The 15,750-nt window shown below is 59.4% G+C and carries 17 protein-coding genes; 1 reads left to right on the top strand and 16 read right to left on the bottom strand.

From position 1 onward, the window contains the following. Window positions 1-105: 105 nt before the first annotated feature. Window positions 106-1,095, top strand: coding sequence for an Ldh family oxidoreductase (locus ACQZ48_RS16770; RefSeq protein WP_269826183.1), 990 nt, complete (start codon window positions 106-108; stop codon window positions 1,093-1,095). Between the two features lie 216 nt (window positions 1,096-1,311). Here the strand turns inward: ACQZ48_RS16770 and ACQZ48_RS16765 are convergent, their stop codons facing one another. The 16 genes from ACQZ48_RS16765 to phnG all read right to left on the bottom strand — a co-directional run bounded on the left by ACQZ48_RS16765 (window position 1,312) and on the right by phnG (window position 15,715). Next, entirely contained in the window at window positions 1,312-1,557 is a 246-nt protein-coding gene (locus ACQZ48_RS16765; RefSeq protein WP_077984540.1) for a helix-turn-helix domain-containing protein, read from the bottom strand. A 463-nt stretch (window positions 1,558-2,020) separates the two neighbouring features. Further along, entirely contained in the window at window positions 2,021-3,061 is a 1,041-nt protein-coding gene (locus tag ACQZ48_RS16760; RefSeq protein WP_448729046.1) for an AraC family transcriptional regulator ligand-binding domain-containing protein, read from the bottom strand. Window positions 3,062-3,148: 87 nt separating this feature from the next. Beyond that, on the bottom strand, window positions 3,149-3,748 hold the full coding sequence (phnN, locus tag ACQZ48_RS16755) for a phosphonate metabolism protein/1,5-bisphosphokinase (PRPP-forming) PhnN (protein WP_165691305.1): 600 nt from the start codon (window positions 3,746-3,748) through the stop codon (window positions 3,149-3,151). After that, complete coding sequence (locus ACQZ48_RS16750) at window positions 3,745-4,881, bottom strand: alpha-D-ribose 1-methylphosphonate 5-triphosphate diphosphatase (RefSeq protein WP_077984538.1); 1,137 nt, start codon at window positions 4,879-4,881, stop codon at window positions 3,745-3,747. Before ACQZ48_RS16750 ends, phnN begins: the two co-directional genes overlap by 4 nt. Next, a complete protein-coding gene (locus ACQZ48_RS16745) occupies window positions 4,878-5,576 on the bottom strand; it encodes a DUF1045 domain-containing protein (protein WP_170985425.1) in 699 nt (232 codons plus the stop codon). Before ACQZ48_RS16745 ends, ACQZ48_RS16750 begins: the two co-directional genes overlap by 4 nt. Before the next feature lie 264 nt (window positions 5,577-5,840). Further along, on the bottom strand, window positions 5,841-7,190 hold the full coding sequence (phnE, locus tag ACQZ48_RS16740; RefSeq protein WP_191217300.1) for a phosphonate ABC transporter, permease protein PhnE: 1,350 nt from the start codon (window positions 7,188-7,190) through the stop codon (window positions 5,841-5,843). Next, a complete protein-coding gene (gene phnE / locus ACQZ48_RS16735) occupies window positions 7,190-8,176 on the bottom strand; it encodes a phosphonate ABC transporter, permease protein PhnE (RefSeq protein ID WP_142913774.1) in 987 nt (328 codons plus the stop codon). The genes phnE (ACQZ48_RS16740) and phnE (ACQZ48_RS16735) overlap by 1 nt, the downstream gene beginning before the upstream one ends. A gap of 70 nt (window positions 8,177-8,246) precedes the next feature. Continuing rightward, complete coding sequence (phnD, locus tag ACQZ48_RS16730; RefSeq protein ID WP_065114564.1) at window positions 8,247-9,152, bottom strand: phosphonate ABC transporter substrate-binding protein; 906 nt, start codon at window positions 9,150-9,152, stop codon at window positions 8,247-8,249. Window positions 9,153-9,237: 85 nt separating this feature from the next. Continuing rightward, entirely contained in the window at window positions 9,238-10,098 is an 861-nt protein-coding gene (gene phnC / locus ACQZ48_RS16725; RefSeq protein ID WP_077984535.1) for a phosphonate ABC transporter ATP-binding protein, read from the bottom strand. Window positions 10,099-10,336: 238 nt separating this feature from the next. Further along, a complete protein-coding gene (locus ACQZ48_RS16720; RefSeq protein ID WP_191217301.1) occupies window positions 10,337-10,954 on the bottom strand; it encodes a DapH/DapD/GlmU-related protein in 618 nt (205 codons plus the stop codon). Then, window positions 10,951-11,658 (bottom strand): phosphonate C-P lyase system protein PhnL, encoded by a 708-nt coding sequence (gene phnL, locus ACQZ48_RS16715; RefSeq protein ID WP_142913772.1) that lies wholly within the window; start codon window positions 11,656-11,658, stop codon window positions 10,951-10,953. Before phnL ends, ACQZ48_RS16720 begins: the two co-directional genes overlap by 4 nt. A gap of 67 nt (window positions 11,659-11,725) precedes the next feature. Further along, window positions 11,726-12,502 carry a phosphonate C-P lyase system protein PhnK gene (gene phnK, locus ACQZ48_RS16710; protein ID WP_191217302.1) on the bottom strand — a complete coding sequence of 259 codons (777 nt, stop codon included), beginning with the start codon at window positions 12,500-12,502 and terminating at the stop codon, window positions 11,726-11,728. Continuing rightward, a complete protein-coding gene (locus tag ACQZ48_RS16705; protein ID WP_077984531.1) occupies window positions 12,499-13,401 on the bottom strand; it encodes an alpha-D-ribose 1-methylphosphonate 5-phosphate C-P-lyase PhnJ in 903 nt (300 codons plus the stop codon). Before ACQZ48_RS16705 ends, phnK begins: the two co-directional genes overlap by 4 nt. Before the next feature lie 133 nt (window positions 13,402-13,534). Beyond that, window positions 13,535-14,644, bottom strand: coding sequence for a carbon-phosphorus lyase complex subunit PhnI (locus ACQZ48_RS16700; protein ID WP_077984530.1), 1,110 nt, complete (start codon window positions 14,642-14,644; stop codon window positions 13,535-13,537). Between the two features lies 1 nt (window position 14,645). After that, window positions 14,646-15,254: a phosphonate C-P lyase system protein PhnH gene (phnH, locus tag ACQZ48_RS16695; RefSeq protein ID WP_448729045.1), complete on the bottom strand. Its 609-nt coding sequence runs from the start codon at window positions 15,252-15,254 to the stop codon at window positions 14,646-14,648. Further along, the gene (gene phnG / locus ACQZ48_RS16690) at window positions 15,254-15,715 is read right to left on the bottom strand and encodes a phosphonate C-P lyase system protein PhnG (RefSeq protein WP_173987852.1); all 462 of its coding nucleotides are present in this window, start codon (window positions 15,713-15,715) and stop codon (window positions 15,254-15,256) included. Before phnG ends, phnH begins: the two co-directional genes overlap by 1 nt. Window positions 15,716-15,750 lie beyond the last annotated feature (35 nt).

Below are 15,750 nucleotides of genomic sequence, written 5' to 3'. Positions count from 1 at the left end.
CACCCGCTATTCCGCGCGTACGGCGCGGTTTGCGCGCGAATAACATTTCGCGAATGTTTTCGATGGTGTAGGTCTTGGAGACTTTACGAGCAGAGGCATTCCGGAATGAAATTCTCAATCGCAGAGGCGGAGGATCTCGTATCCTCTATCTTTGAGCGCAACGGCGTTCTGCCGCAAAACGCCCGTTCGGTGGCAAAGGCACTCGTCGCCTCCGAGGCGGCCGGTCAAGGTGGTCACGGTTTTCGCCGTATCCCCGTTTATGTCCGGCAGGCGCGGGTTGGAAAGGTCGATGGCGAGGCGCGTCCGGCAGCGACCCGCGTGAAGCCGGGCGTACTCTCGGTTGACGCCAACCACGGTTATGCCTATCCGGCGATCGATTGCGCTCTCGAGGAATTGCCTGAAATGGCCCGGCAGCAGGGCATTGCGCTTGCCGCAATCCACCGCTCCCATCATGCAGGCGTTATGGCGCTGACCGTCGAGCGGATCGCCGAAATGGGCCTTGTTGCACTCATGTTCGCCAACGCGCCGGCATCCATGGCGCCCTGGGGCGGCAACAAACCGCTTTATGGAACCAATCCAATCGCCTTCGCCACGCCCGTCAGCGGCGCCGATCCGCTGGTCATCGATCTCGCGCTCTCCAAGGTCGCTCGCGGGAAGATCATGGCCGCCCGCCAGAAGGGTGAAGCGATACCCGGCGACTGGGCGCTCGACCGAAACGGCCGGCCGACGACCGATCCCGAAGAGGCAATAGAGGGAACCATGGTGCCCGCGGGCGAGGCCAAGGGCGCTGCGCTGGCATTGATGGTGGAGATCATGGCCGCCGCGATTACCGGCGGAAACTTCGCATTCCAGGCTTCTTCGCTTCTGGACGACAAGGGAGCGCCACCCTCTCTTGGCCACACGATCATCGCCATAGACCCGGTATCGTCAGGCGGCGCGACCTTTACCGAGCGGCTGGCGCTTATCGCCGGCGAGATAGAAAAGCAGGAAAATGTGCGTCTGCCCGGCCGCCGCAGTCAGGGGATTCGCAAACAGGCACTGGAAAGCGGCATCGTGATCGAAAGCGATATTCTGGCCGAAATTCAATCGCTCTGATGTGATGATAAAAACCCGGCGGGTCGAATATGACCCGCCGGGCAAACCGTACATGGCTGCTTTACATTCGCGTCGATAGGGCCGGGCATCATGTCCGGTCCGCTTTGGTCCGCCATCCCGCCACTGATATGGAAGGATTTTGACGCAGAAAGCTGCTCATTCGGTTTTCAGCTTACGGAAGGAGACGTTTCGCGTAAGCTTGAATATAAACGGCGACTATGCCTCTTGCTCGATCAGGCCGCGCAGCAATGCGATGCTGACGGCGTTCAGCAGATTGGCCGCACCCAGCCTGTGTCGCACGCGCTCAAGAGTATCCTTTACGTCCGCCTCGTCAGCACCCGTCATCAAGGCGACATGGGAGGGATGCTTGCCCCTCGCGACCAGACCCAGATAATGCCGCTCACGCTCCGAAAGGATAATTTCACGCGTTTGGCGATGTTCATGCGGTGTATTTGAAGACATTTTCTTTCAGCCTCAAAATAGATTGGCCTTTCCGACGCACGATCAGGCAATGATTCATTCCCCGAAACCAGCTCGTTTACCGCTCTGTCTACACGCGAACAGAAACGCTAAATTCGCCAATAGGTTTCATCCGGCATTGGGAATTACGCAATAAAAGCTGGCTTCCCAGCCAGCCGATCCCGGCGCGGCCGCTCTATTCTTGAGCATTGAGAGGAACTGCGACACCGATATCGCCAGAGACAAAATCGATCTTGCGGAAAATGCAGCTTCAAGGCCCTGGAATGTTTTCGTCACGCCTTGGGGATATGCGGCGCTCTAATAGGTGATATGCCTCACCGATAGAATAACATCGCGCGCCAAGTTTTCCGTTTTACTGTTATGTTTCGGCACATATTGCGATGGTCGCCGAAATATTTCTTAAACTTAATGCGTCATTGCGAAATATTGATGCCGTCAACATGTATTATCCGGCGGAATGATGCGCGTGTTTCTTGCGAATATCCGTCGGGGTCGCCCCGAACCAGCGGGAGACGGAACGCGAAAACGCACCGGGCGTCGAATAACCGAGCCTGTAACTAATGTCGGAGACAGGAAGATCGCTTTCCACGAGAAGCTTGAAACCGGCATTTTTGCGAATGGCGTCCTTTATCTCGTTGAGATTGGTGCCGAGCTCTGCGAGCCGCCGTTGAAAACTGCGTTCCGACAGGTTGAAATAAGGAGCGATCTCACCGAGTGAAAGCTCGGTATCCGAGAGGCGCATCTGCATGTACCGCTTTACCTGATCAATGAAATGGGTCGCATCCGCCGATGTTTCCGGTCGCAACATGCGGCACTGCAGGTTCATCAACTCGAACAGCCGCTCATCCGCAACCGGATTGACCACATCGAGAAGCGATATCGGAAGACGCATGGTATGGATCGGCTGGGAAAAACTGACGCGCCTGGTCATTCTTTCTTTAAATAGCTGAATATTATTCGGTTTCGGCCGCTCCAGACCGATCTCTATCTGGTTGATGCGGTCTCCGAGAATATCACGCAGACGCTGCACCAGGACGGCAAGGGACAAATCCACATATTGATCGCGTTTGGCGATAACCGGCGCGAAGGACCATGACAGGGTTACCTGCGTGGCATCCGTTACCATGGTGAAATTGCTGTTGTTGGTGGCGTAATAAACATGGTCCTGAAGAAAACGAAGGAACGCCCGTACCGTCGGTGCGCTGATCAGCCCATATCCGAACGCGCCGGATGCACCCGCCGGAAAGGTGGAGGCGCATTGCAGACCGAAGGCGTCGTCGCCGGAAATCAGTGCGCAGGTTTCGAGCAGGCGGGAAAATCTATCGAGGCTGATGCGTTCCGTCAGGCTGCTGAATGTGGCTGGATCAATGTCCAAAGCCGCGCATATCGGCACAATATCGATGCCCCGGGACCGGGCATAATTGCTGACGCCGGCAGCCAGACCGGCCACCACAGTTATCTCGTCACTGACCCTCTTTTCGGGCATCCCTCGCCTTGGCGTACCATGTTTGGAAATTGTCGCCTGATGGTAAGCTTTGAGAGAGCGTTTGTCGAGCAGCCCGGCTTCGGGATTTTAAGTGCGATTGGTGTCTGCGCTTTGCTCCAGCACCTGCATGATGGCTTGGCCGGCATCTTCGATAGCGCCGCTATTATCGACGGTCGTAACGTCGAAATCTCCATTGACGTTCAGCGAGCTGCGTTCCAGCCGCCGGAGAATATCGTCCCGGCTTTCCCGCCCGCGCTGCTCCAGCCGCCTTGCCAGCACATCCGGCCGGGCAACGATATTCACGACCTTAAGACGGGAAAAGGCGGTTCCGAATTGCGGCAGGGCGGAACGTGAACCGTTGGCGATGACCACGTCTCCCACATTGAGATGATGGTAGACAGCGGCCGGGATGCCATATTTCAGCCCATGCGCCTGCCAGGATACCGCGAAGGCGCCCGCATCTTCCAACCGGTTGAACTCGTGCATCGAAACGGCATCGTGGTTTTCACCTCCGGCATCGCCGCTGCGGGTAATGACGCGGCGGGTGAAATGAAAGCCCGGCCGTCCACACAATCGCGCTGCCGCGTACTCCATCAGCGTATCCTTGCCGGCCCCACTGGGGCCGACAACCACGATCATCGTACCCGGCGATTGCTCGCGCCGATTATCCTGCCCATCATCGTTCATGCCACGCGCTTGCCCTGACGCCAGACGGAACGGGCGACCGGCACACCGTCCTCGCGGTGAACCCGGACCAGATCGGCCCGCAATCCCGTCGCGATACGACCGCGATCAAGAAGGCCGACGGTGCGCGCCGGCGTGGCGGTGACCATGCGCAGCGCTTCCGGCAGGCTGATGGCTTCCACCTGATCGGCGAGCAGGAATGGCGCAAAGAGTAGGCTGAAGGGCACGTAGTCGGAAGAAAGAACATCCAGAACGCCGATCTCGGCAAGATCGCGGGCGGCTATGTTGCCGGAGTGGGACTTGCCGCGAACGATGTTCGGGGCACCCATCAGCACGCTCATGCCGGCGCTGTGCGAGGCTTTTGCGGCTTCGACGCTGGTGGGGAATTCCGCCAGTTTCACGCCGTGGCCGATAGCCTCGCCGACATGCGCTTCGGTGGCGTCGTCATGGCTTGCTACGGTAATGCCGCGCTCGGCGCAGCGGGCGGCCAGATAATCGCGGTGCTTGGCGGAATATTCGGCCGACGCCGCCTGCCGGCGCCGCACGAACTCGGCGAAAGCCTCGTCGCTCAGCCCGCGCTTCTTCTGGTAATAGAATATATATTGATCCATCGACTGGAACTGGCGCTGCCCCGGGGAATGGTCCATCAGGGAAATCAGCCGCACGCGCGGATCGGTTTCGAAGTCTTCGAAATGTTCTAGTACATCCGAGGAGGCGACTTCACAGCGCAGATGCAGCAGGTGATCCGAACGAAGGCGATTCTGATCGGCCGCGGCCTCGATGGCGTCAGCCATTTCGCGCATTTCACCCTTCTTGAAGCCGCCGTCTTCATCCGAACCGAGCCGCAGGCAGTCGAATACGGTGGTGATGCCGGAAGCTGCCACCTGGGCGTCATGGGCCTGAATGGCGGCGATTTTGTCCCAGATCACGCCGGGGCGCGGCGAATAATGTTGCTCGAGATGGTCGGTATGCAGTTCCACCAGACCCGGGATCAAATAATCACCTTCCAGGTCTTCGCCGGTTTTGGAGGCGCCTGCGCTGATATCGGCGATCTTGCCGTCACGGATCAGGACGGAGCCCAGAATAATATCGTCTTCCAGAACGATACGGGCATTGGAAAGGGCGTGCTCGGTCATGGGGTCGCATCTTTCTTTGGAGGCTGGCCAAGGGGGCGCCAGCTATGAACGGTAAATGGCGCGCCGCGCGTTTCTTCAATGAACAAGGCGAGGCCGGAAATGCTGAGGGGTCGATCGGTGAATTCGGAAAACCGCGCCGAAAGCACCTTGTGCATGGCGGGCTGCTCGCTCTCGTCGATGCGGCCGGTCAGCGTCATATGAAAACGGAAATCATCCATGACATGCGGATAACCCCAGAGAGATAGATTCTGCCGCTGGCTCTCCGTTAGCATCTGTGGCCGCCGACGGGCAATATCGGTCTCTGAAAGGGGCGCGCGAAACCGGTCGAAATGATCGACGATCTCGGCGGCAAAATCCTGCAGCGGCTGATAGGTGCGGTCCGGGACCAGTGCAAAAAAGGGCCCGAGTGCACCGACGACGACGCGCGGAATTTCGAAGGTGGACTGGCTGGCCGCGAAATCTTCGAAGGCCGTGAGCAGTTCCGCTTCGCTGTATTTTTCGGCAAGCTCGAAAGGAGCCTTCAGGGTCGCGTGGAAACCGTAACGGCGTGGCTCCTCCGTGATCTCGGCATAGTCGTCGTGGTCGTCATGCAGCGTGCCGGAAAATGCGTTGCGGCCCAGCCATCGTGACGCCGCCTCCGTCAGCGGGTGATCTTTAGCCGGAGAAAAATAGATGGCATAGCGCACGGCAAGCACTCTTCAGTGTCATGGGAGACCAGGGATGAGAAGCTATTTGGCGTGACTCGCCGGCTTCCCGCAAGGTCAGGAGTGCGAGGTAATTGGTTTCCGTGACAGAATGATGATGCCGAGGGAAAAAAGCGTATTGGAAATGCGGCAGGCTTCGGAATGTGCTGAAGACACAGACGGAGATGATGACGACCGGCATAAATCGGGACTGTGCGGGTGTTCCGCGGAGAGGACGAACATCGTTACGACGTTCGCCATTCCATCCCTTCAGACTTAGTGTTGTGTTTTGCCGATCAGCCGCGAACGTAGAGAATTGGAGATGTGGTCGAAGAGGAAAACGACAAAGAGGATGAGCAGGACCATATAAGCGACCTTGTCCCAGTCGGCATTCGTACCCATCGCCTCTAGCAGTTTCAGGCCGATGCCGCCGGCGCCCACCGCGCCGATGATCGTGGCGGAGCGGGTGTTGCTCTCCCAGAAATACAGTGATTGGGAAATGAAGACCGGTAACACCTGCGGCAACACACCGAAGCGGTTGACTGCAATCGGGGATGCGCCGACCGACTTGACGCCCTCGCGCTGCTTGTCGTCGACATTTTCCAGTGCCTCGGCATAGACCTTGCCGAGCGCTCCGGTATCGGTGAAGAAGATCGCGGCAATGCCGGGGATCGGTCCGGGACCGAAGCTGCGGGTGAAGAACAGCGCCCAGATCAGCATGTCGATGGAACGCAGGAAGTCGAACAGACGTTTCATGCCCCAGTTTGCTGCCCTGTTGGCGGTGATGTTGCGGGCGGCGATGAAGGCGAGCGGCAGGGCGACGAGCGTGCCGAACAGCGTGCCCACAAAGGCCATGACCAGCGTCTGCATCAGCTTGGACAGAATATCGGCATGCTGCCAGACGCTGTTGTCGAGGAAATCATCGACCATATGTCCGATATTGGAGCGTGCGGGATCGAGCCGCTCTCCCCAGAGCGCGAGAGCCGCAAGCTCACCATAACCCTTGCCCCAGAATTCCGATTTGGTGTCGAACAGGAAATTCGCCCATCCGAGGAACCGGCGCTGGACATAGACCTGACTGGTACGGATTTCTGCCTGACCGGCAAAGCCATAATGGACGAGGACCTTCTTGCCGTCCTGCTGGATTTCGTCGGGTATCCCCTGTGGTGCGACAGCCCCGTCTTCGTTGATGACAATTGGATAGTTCCTGCCGTCGATATAGACATCCACTTGAGTCGGGGTCACGTCGAGGCGGTTTTCCATACCCCTATAAACGACGCTGTAACCGCCACCCGGCAGGGGCTGCAGCCAGTCGATCTTTGCATCAACCGGATATTGTCCGCGGCTCGACCATTGCGGTTCAACCTTGCCGTCTTCGAAACGCAGGCGCGGCTGGGCGCGCCAGGAGTACCAGTCCTGAATATAGCTCGAAGCGCGATCCCACCGCCCCTGCATGAAGGCCGGTCCAACATTGAAGAAGAAAAAGCAGCCAATGAGATAGGCGGTGACGGCAAGAAGGCCGACGAGCAGGCCATACCGTTGCATGAAACTGCGGTTGAATACGCCGGGATATGCAGCCGTCAGTCTTTCGCGGTCGGCGGTGTTGAGAATGAAGCTGGACGACATCAGGCCGCTCCCCGTCCGAATTCGAAGGATTGTTGGCCGATCAGCCTGCGGCGCAGCCAGCTGGAAAACTGGTCGACGGCAATGATGGTGATCAGCAGAAGGATGATGATGGCATAGGTCTTTGACGCGTGATCGTTACCGATCGACAGGCGGAAGACTTCGCCGATGCCACCGCCGCCGACAGCGCCGATGATGGTGGAAGCGCGCACGTTGATTTCGGCGCGCAGCAGCGCATAGGAGACGAAATTGGGCAGAACCTGCGGCACGATGGCGAAACGCACCCGTTCCAGCCAGTTGGCACCGGCGGCACGCAAGCCTTCGTCCGGCTTCATATCGGCATTTTCCACCACTTCGAAGAAGAGCTTACCCAGCGCACCGATCGTATGGACCGAAATCGCAATAATGGCGGCGATCGGTCCGATCGAGAGGATGGCGGTCAGCAGCCCGGCGACGACGATTTCCGGAAAGGCGCGCAGCACTTCCATAATCCGGCGAACCACCCAGCGCACGAGCCCGGCGCCGACGAGATTGGTGGAGGCGAAGAAGCAGAGCACGAAGGCGAAACTCGTGCCGATGATTGTCGAGACCAGCGCAATATTGAGCGTGATGATCAGCTGGTAGATGAAGTGCGGGATGTAGAAACCGTCGGTGATGTAAACGCGATCCGCGACGTAGTTATATTTCAGCGAACCATCCGCATAGGGCGACGGCAGGTCGAACATCGCCCGGAAGATTTCCAGCGGACTATCGGGCACGAAGGTCTTCATGAAATCGAAGAAATAGGGCAGGCGCTCGAAAAACTTGCCTGAATTGGCCGCATTGGCGAAATTCAGGGAGGCGGCGAGGATGACGAGAAAGATCACGAGCGAAATGACGGTATAGATTCGTCGTGTCGCAAGCTGCTGTTGATAATGGCGCATGACCGTCCTGGACGATGCGCTCAACCCCTCGGGCGAGAGGGTACCATTGTGCAGTGTGGTCGCCATGCCGCTTTTCCTTTATTGGCAAAAGCGGCGGCGCCGTGGGGCACCGCCGCTTCCGGATATGATCTGAGGATCAGCCGCCGATAACGGACTTACGGGCGTCGATGATCGTCTGGTAGAAGGACGGATCGACCTTGATGTAGGCGGTGTTCTTGCCCTGGGTGAAGCCCTGGAAGCATGCGAGATCCTTCTTCGGCAGTTCCATGAAGAAGTCTTCGACCTTCTGCTTCATCGCGTCGCCGAGCTTGTTCGTAACCATCAGCGGACCGTTCGGGATCAGCGGCGACTTCCAGACTTCGACGATATCGTCCATGTCGAGGTTGCCCTTCTTGACCATCTGGTAGAGATTGCCGGCGGTGTAGCCTTCTTCCCACTTGCCAACGCCCGAACCGAAGGTGGTGCCAACGTCGAACTTCTTGTCGAGAACGGCGAGAACGAGGTTCTCATGGCCGCCGCCGAAGCCGGTTTCGGAGAAGTATTCCTTGACCGGAACACCGGTTTCCTTCGGGATGGCCACGTTCGGAACGAGGAAGCCGGAGGTGGAGTCCGGGTCGGCGAAGCCGATCTTCTTGCCCTTGGCGTCTGCCAGCGTCTTGATGCCGCTGTCCTTACGGGCAACCATGATCGTGTAATAACCGGTCGAACCGTCAGCGCCGGCCGTGGTCAGGATCGGGTCGACAGCCTTCGGGTCGGCCAGAGCGATCTTGGCGTAGGAGGATGCGCCCATGGAAGCGATGTCGATGGTGCCGCCGAGCAGGCCCTGGATAACGCCGTTATAGTCCGGCGACGGGAAAACCTGAACTTCGGAAACGCCGGTTGCAGCCTTGAGGCCATCGGCAACGCACTTGGTGTTGCGGATCTGGTCGGCTTCGTTTTCGGAACCGTCGAGACCGATGCGCAGAACCTTGACGTCCTGAGCCATGGCGGAACCGGCCAGAACGCCAAGGGCGACTGCCGAAAGAAGGACTTTCTTCAACATGGACTTTCTCCTGTTTCCCGGCGAGCCGGAGTTTGTTGTGAAATATTGGCCCTTGACGCGGGCGCAAACGATGCTGAGCGGTTCCTCAGAGCCCGGCGAGAGCGAGCGGTTCGGGACCGGCAGATTGCTGCACCGGACGCGCGGCAAGCTGCGCGCCGGGAATATTGATGCTGGTCGAGGTCATGGTCTCGTCGATGCCGGAGCCTTGCGAATCGGTTCCGTAGATTTCGGTGACGGCGGCAGCAGTGAGCTCGGCGGGCGTTCCATCGAAGACGACGCGGCCCTGCGACATGCCGATGATGCGTTCGCAATAATTGCGCGCCGTATCCAGCGTGTGAAGGTTGGTGATGACGGTGATGCCTTCGCGCTCGTTGATGTCGCGCAGCGCGTCCATCACGATCTTGGCATTGAGGGGGTCGAGGGAGGCGATCGGTTCATCGGCCAGGACCATCTTTGGAGACTGCATCAACGCACGCGCAATGGCGACGCGCTGCTGCTGGCCGCCGGAAAGCGTGCCTGCCGCCTGCATCGCCACATGTTCGATGCCGAGCCGCTCGAGCGCGGCGATAGCCATCAGCCGCTCCTCATGGGTGAAGATGTTGAAAAGGCTGAGCGCCGTTGAACGGTGGTTGAGGCGGCCGAGCATGACGTTGGTGAGCACATCGAGGCGGGGCACCAGATTGAACTGCTGGAAGATCATGGCGCAGTCGCGCTGCCAGTTGCGGAGCGCAGCACCCTTCAGTGCAGACACTTCGGTATCGTTGAAATGAATGGAGCCCGAAGACGGATCGACGAGGCGATTGATCATGCGCAGCAGCGTCGATTTTCCCGCACCTGAGCGCCCGATCACGCCGACCATCTGACCCTGCGGTATCTCGACATTTACGGAATCGACCGCAGTGTGGTTGCCGAAACGGCGCGTGACTTGCTTCAGGTGAAAGCTCATTTCCCCGTCCAATCTTCTTTTGACGGGGTTCGACGTAACAGCGGTGCGTGAAGCGTGAGTGTCAGTTTGATGAAGAAAATATTACATAATTCGCAGATACGACACCCGTGGGTTCGCCGACAAACCTTTCTTCTGGCTTGTCATGCGGTGGAAATCCTGCGTGGCATATCGGGAGCCGACAAACAGAAATCCCGGGACATGACCCCGGGACTGCAATTGCTTCGGTATAGGCGGGAGTTTACCCGCCATATTTCGCCACGAAATCCTCGGCGGCGAGTGTGCGGAAATCATCCAGCGCGCTGCGCAGCCTCGCATGGTCCCAATCCCACCAATTCAGTTCATCCATGCGCTTGCCAAGCTCCGCGGTAAAACGCTCGCGGATCAGCCGGGCGGGCACGCCGCCGACGATGGTGTAGGGCGCAACATCTTTGGAAACGACCGCCCCGGCCCCGACGACTGCACCGTTCCCCACCGTGACGCCGGGCAGGATGGTCGCACCGTGGCCGATCCAGACATCGTGGCCGATCACCACCCGTTTGGCACGCCGGGCGGCGAAGAAATCTGTTTCATCTTCGGCGTCGTCCCAGTAGCTGCGGGCGCGATAGGTGAAATGGTGCAATGTCGCCCGCTGCATCGGATGATTGGTGGCGTTGATGCGGACGGAAGCGGCGATGTTGACGAATTTGCCGATGGTGGCGCACCAGATCGCGCCATCCTGCATGACATAGGAGTAATCGTCCATCTCGACCTCCTCAAGGCGGCAGCGCTCCGAAATTTCGGTATAGCGGCCGATCGAGGAATTGGTGACGCGGGCACTTTCGTGGATGACGGGTTCGAGACCGACCTTGACGCTCATGCCGCTGCCTTTCGCGGAGAGAACTGCGAGACGTCGAGAATGCGGTCGGCCACGGCTTCGCGCACTTCTTCGTCATGGAAAATGCCAAGCAAGGCGGTCCCCTTGCGCTTCTTTTCGGCGATCATCTCAACGACGACCCGCCGATTGGCGGCATCCAGTGAGGCGGTGGGTTCGTCGAGAAGCAGGATGGCGTGATCGGTGATGAAACCGCGTGCGATATTCACACGCTGCTGCTCACCGCCGGAAAAGGTTGCCGGCGGCAGCGACCATAATTCCTTCGGCAGGTTGAGCTTCGAAAGCAGCGCCGCTGCCTGCTCGCGCGCCTCCTCGACCGCAACCTTGCGGGCAAAAAGCGGCTCGGCGACGACGTCTATTGCTGGAACGCGTGGCACGGTGCGCAGGAACTGGCTGACATAACCAATCGTGCGGTGGCGTATTTCGAGGATCGTGCGCGGCGAGGCATTGCCGATATCGACGACCTGGCCCTCATGACGAACGAGAATCTGCCCGCTGTCGATGGCGTAGTTGCCATAGAGCATTTTCAGGATCGAGCTTTTGCCGATGCCCGAAGGGCCGCCGAGCACGACGCATTCGCCGCTAGAGACGGAGAAATTGACATCGCGAACGACTGGCAGCTCGATACCGTCGCGAAGATGCATGGTGAAGCTTTTGAAGACTTCCGAAACGATGAGAGGCGTCGTCATGGTGGGTTCTTTCTTTCTGCGCGTGATTTTGTCCGAAAACCGGGGACCATTTTTCGGAATCGCGCGGCTAGACCTGCAAGATGGAGGAAACGAGCAATTGCGTGTAAGGCTCGCGCGGGTCGTCCAGCACGCGGTCGGTGAGGCCATGTTCGATGACGTCACCACCCTTCATCACCATCATGCGGTGAGAGAGAAGTCGCGCCACCGCGAGATCATGGGTGACCACGACGACCGCAAGACCGAGATCGTTGACGAGGCCGCGAACCAGATCGAGCAGACGTGCCTGTACCGAGACATCGAGGCCGCCGGTCGGTTCGTCCATGAAGACGAGGCGCGGCGATGTGACGAGGTTGCGGGCGATCTGCAGGCGCTGGCGCATGCCGCCGGAAAAGGCGCGCGGCTGATCGTCGATACGGTCGGTGCCGATTTCCACCCGTTCCAGCCATTCACTGGCCGATTGGCGGATGTTGCCGTAATGACGGTTGCCGACCGCCATCAGCCGCTCGCCGACATTGGCACCGGCAGATACCGCCATGCGCAGTCCATCCGCCGGGTTCTGGTGCACGAACCCCCAGTCGGTGCGCATCAGAAAACGCCGTTCGGCCTCGCCCATATGGTAGAGATCGCGCATCGAGCCGTCGCGCATGCGATATTCCACGCTGCCGGCGGTGGGCATCAGCCGGGTGGAAATGCAGTTGAGCAACGTGGTCTTGCCGGAACCGGATTCACCGACGATCGCCAGCACTTCGCCCGGATAGAGGTCGAAGGACACGTTGCGGCAGCCGGCGCGGTCGCCATAATATTTGGAAACGTCCCGGACTTTCAGAAGCGATGCGTCGCTCATTCTGCGGCCTCCTTCACATCCGCCAGCAGGTGGCCTTTGTGGCCATGGGCGCGGCGGTCTTCGCAATGGTCGGTATCGGAGCAGACGAACATACGCCCGCCCTTGTCATCCAGCACCACCTCGTCGAGATAGACATTCTCCGCGCCGCACAGCGCGCAGGGCTTGTCGAAACGCTGGATTTCGAAGGGGTGATCTTCGAAGTCGAGGCTAACGACATCGGTATAGGGCGGCACGGCATAGATGCGCTTTTCACGCCCGGCGCCAAACAGCTGCAATGCATCCGACATGTTCATTTTCGGATTGTCGAATTTTGGCGTGGGCGAGGGGTCCATCACGTAGCGCCCGGCCACCTTCACCGGATAGGCATAGGTGGTGGAGATGCGGCCGTTACGGGCGATGTCCTCATAAAGCTTGACGTGCATCAGGCCGTATTCTTCAAGCGCATGCATGACGCGGGTCTCGGTCTCGCGCGGCTCGAGGAAGCGCAGGGGTTCGGGGATCGGAACCTGATAAACGAGAACCTGGCCCGAATGCAGCTCCTCTTCCGGAATGCGGTGCCGCGTCTGGATGATCGTTGCATCCTTCGTGCGGGTGGTGACCGCCACATTCGCGACCTTCTGGAAGAAGGCACGGATGGAAACGGCGTTGGTCGTGTCGTCCGCGCCCTGGTCGATCACCTTCAGCACATCATCAGGACCGAGGATGGAGGCGGTCACCTGCACACCGCCGGTGCCCCAGCCATAGGGCATGGGCATTTCGCGGGAAGCGAAGGGAACCTGATAACCGGGAATGGCGATGGCCTTCAGGATCGCCCGGCGGATCATTCGCTTGGTCTGTTCGTCCAGATAGGCGAAGTTGTAGGCAGCCAGCCCGTCGTCAAATGAAACTTCTTCAAGCATTGCGCGTTAGCCTTGTGAAAAAAGGAGTACAAGCTCATGGAGATTGGAATTCTTGCAGCCGTGTTCTTTGCTGTCTTTGCAGCATCGACCGTCTTTTGCGCCTACTGGTTTGGCGAGCAGCACAGCCGCTGAGCTATTCGGCCGCATCGCTCATCCATTCCGCGCCATTGGCGTTGATCGCCTCGAAATCGGCGCGCATCTTTCGCACCAGACCGAGTTCGGCCTGAAAATCCACGTAGTGCGGCAATTTCAGATGCTCGACGAAACCCGTCGCCTGCACATTGTCGGCGTGTGAAATGACGAACTCCTCGTCCTGTGCCGGCGCGACGACATCTTCGCCGAATTCGCCGGCGCGCAGCGCGCGATCAACCAGCGACATTGCCATCGCCTTTCGTTCGCTCTGGCCAAAGACCAGACCGTAGCCGCGGGTGAATTGCGGCGGTGCCTTCGCCGATCCCTTGAACTGATTGACCATCTGGCATTCGGTGACCTGGATATCGCCAAGCGAGACGGAGAAGCCGAGTTCCGGCACATCAAGCTCGACCTCTACTTCGCCAATACGGATTTCGCCGACGAAGGGGTGTGTGCGGCCGTAACCGCGCTGGGTCGAATAGGCGAGGGCCAGAAGGAAACCCTCATCGCCACGCGCCAGCGATTGCAGGCGCAGGTCACGCGGCATGGGAAACTCCATCGGTTCCCGTGTCAGGTCGCCGGCAATATGATCGTCCGGCATGTCGCCGTCGCTTTCGATCAGCCCCTCCTGAGCGAGGATATCGGAAACGCGCATGACATATTCCGGCTCGCCTTCACGCTGGGTAGCGGTTTCGACGGCCCCGTCTTCGAGGAGGGAGGGATCAAGCAGCCGGTGGGTGTAGTCGAAGGTCGGTCCCAGCAATTGCCCGCCGGGCAGATCCTTGTAGGTCGCGGAAACACGCCGCTGCACCGCCATGTCAGCGGTATCCACCGGCACCGAATAGCCGAAGCGCGGCAGCGTGGTGCGATAGGCGCGCAGCAGGAAGATGGCTTCGATCATGTCGCCGCGCGCCTGCTTGACGGCAAGGGCCGCAAGCGACTGGTCGTAGAGCGAGGCTTCCGCCATCACCCGATCGACGGCGAGAGACAGCTGCGAAACGATCTGCCCCACGCTCATGGCGGGCAGGTCGCGGTCTCCGCGCCGCTGGTCGGCCAGCAGCCGGTGGGCGTTGGCGATGGCGGTCTCCCCGCCTTTGACAGCAACATACATCTTATGCCTCCACGGGTTTGATGCGCGTCGTACGCGGCAGGCAGACGAATTTATCGCCAGCCGTCAGGATGACATCGACGCCACGCGGGAAGGTGGCGTTGTTCTCTGCCCAAAGCCTCGGGAAAATATCCGGCAGGCCGGAAGGGCTGATGATGTTGACGTGACGGATGCCGGGCCCGGAGAGCAGCAACTCCCGTCCACCATCCAGATCGGATAATTCGATGATGAGTGTCGTCGAGCGGTCGGGATATTCCTGACTGCCCTGGGCGAAAAGGCCGAAGGACGCGATGGCGCTGCCCGCTTCGATGACGGCGAAATGCGCAGCCGCTTTTTCTTCCGTCGCAGGCGCGCCGGTGTGAAATCCGATCCAGCCCGGCACCGCAGTCTTGCGCAAGGCACCACTCAGCCAGACCGGCGTATCGTGGTCGCAAAGCGCCAGCAGAACCGCACCGGTGGCAGCGGCAAGCGGCAGTGGCGGGGCGACAGCCGTTTCGATTGTCTGCGGTGTGCCGGGACGGGCCATGCCGTCCATCAGCTTCTTGAAAATACGCTGGGAATCGAAGACGGCGCTGGAAAAGCCGCCCGTCAATGCTTCGGCTTTCACACCCATCAATCCTCTCCTCTAACCATGGTGAAGAAATCGACCCGCGTGGCGGCGGTTTCCCTTGTTTTCCGTTCCTTTTCCTCGCTCAGTCTTTTTTCGACCGGCGAAAGAAGCTCGGTCTCGATGAAGTCCCGGGTTGGGCTTTCCTGCCAGAGTGCGTCGAAAACGGCGGCGTACCAGGCCTTCTTGCGACCAGTGCCGAGAACATGCGCATGACCGACGGTTCCCGAGGCCAGCTTGACGGTCGCGCGGGTGACTGTGGTTTCGCCGAGATTAAAAGGCGCACCGCCGCCGCCGATACGGCCCTTGACCATGACGAGCCCGGTTTCCGGCCCCCGTACGTTTTCCGTCTGCGGGCTGGTATCCTGCCGGGTCCAGACCGTCTCAAGTTCCTGAACGGTGGCGCGGGCAAGAAGCGCCGCCACTCGCTTCCTCTCTGCATGTATATTCGCAGCTTCGTTATTCATCGCTTGACCTCTAATGTCTATTGATATAGACAACT

The organism is Agrobacterium sp. 22-209-1 (assembly GCF_053522485.1).
This window is presented reverse-complemented; position numbering and strand designations above follow the sequence as displayed.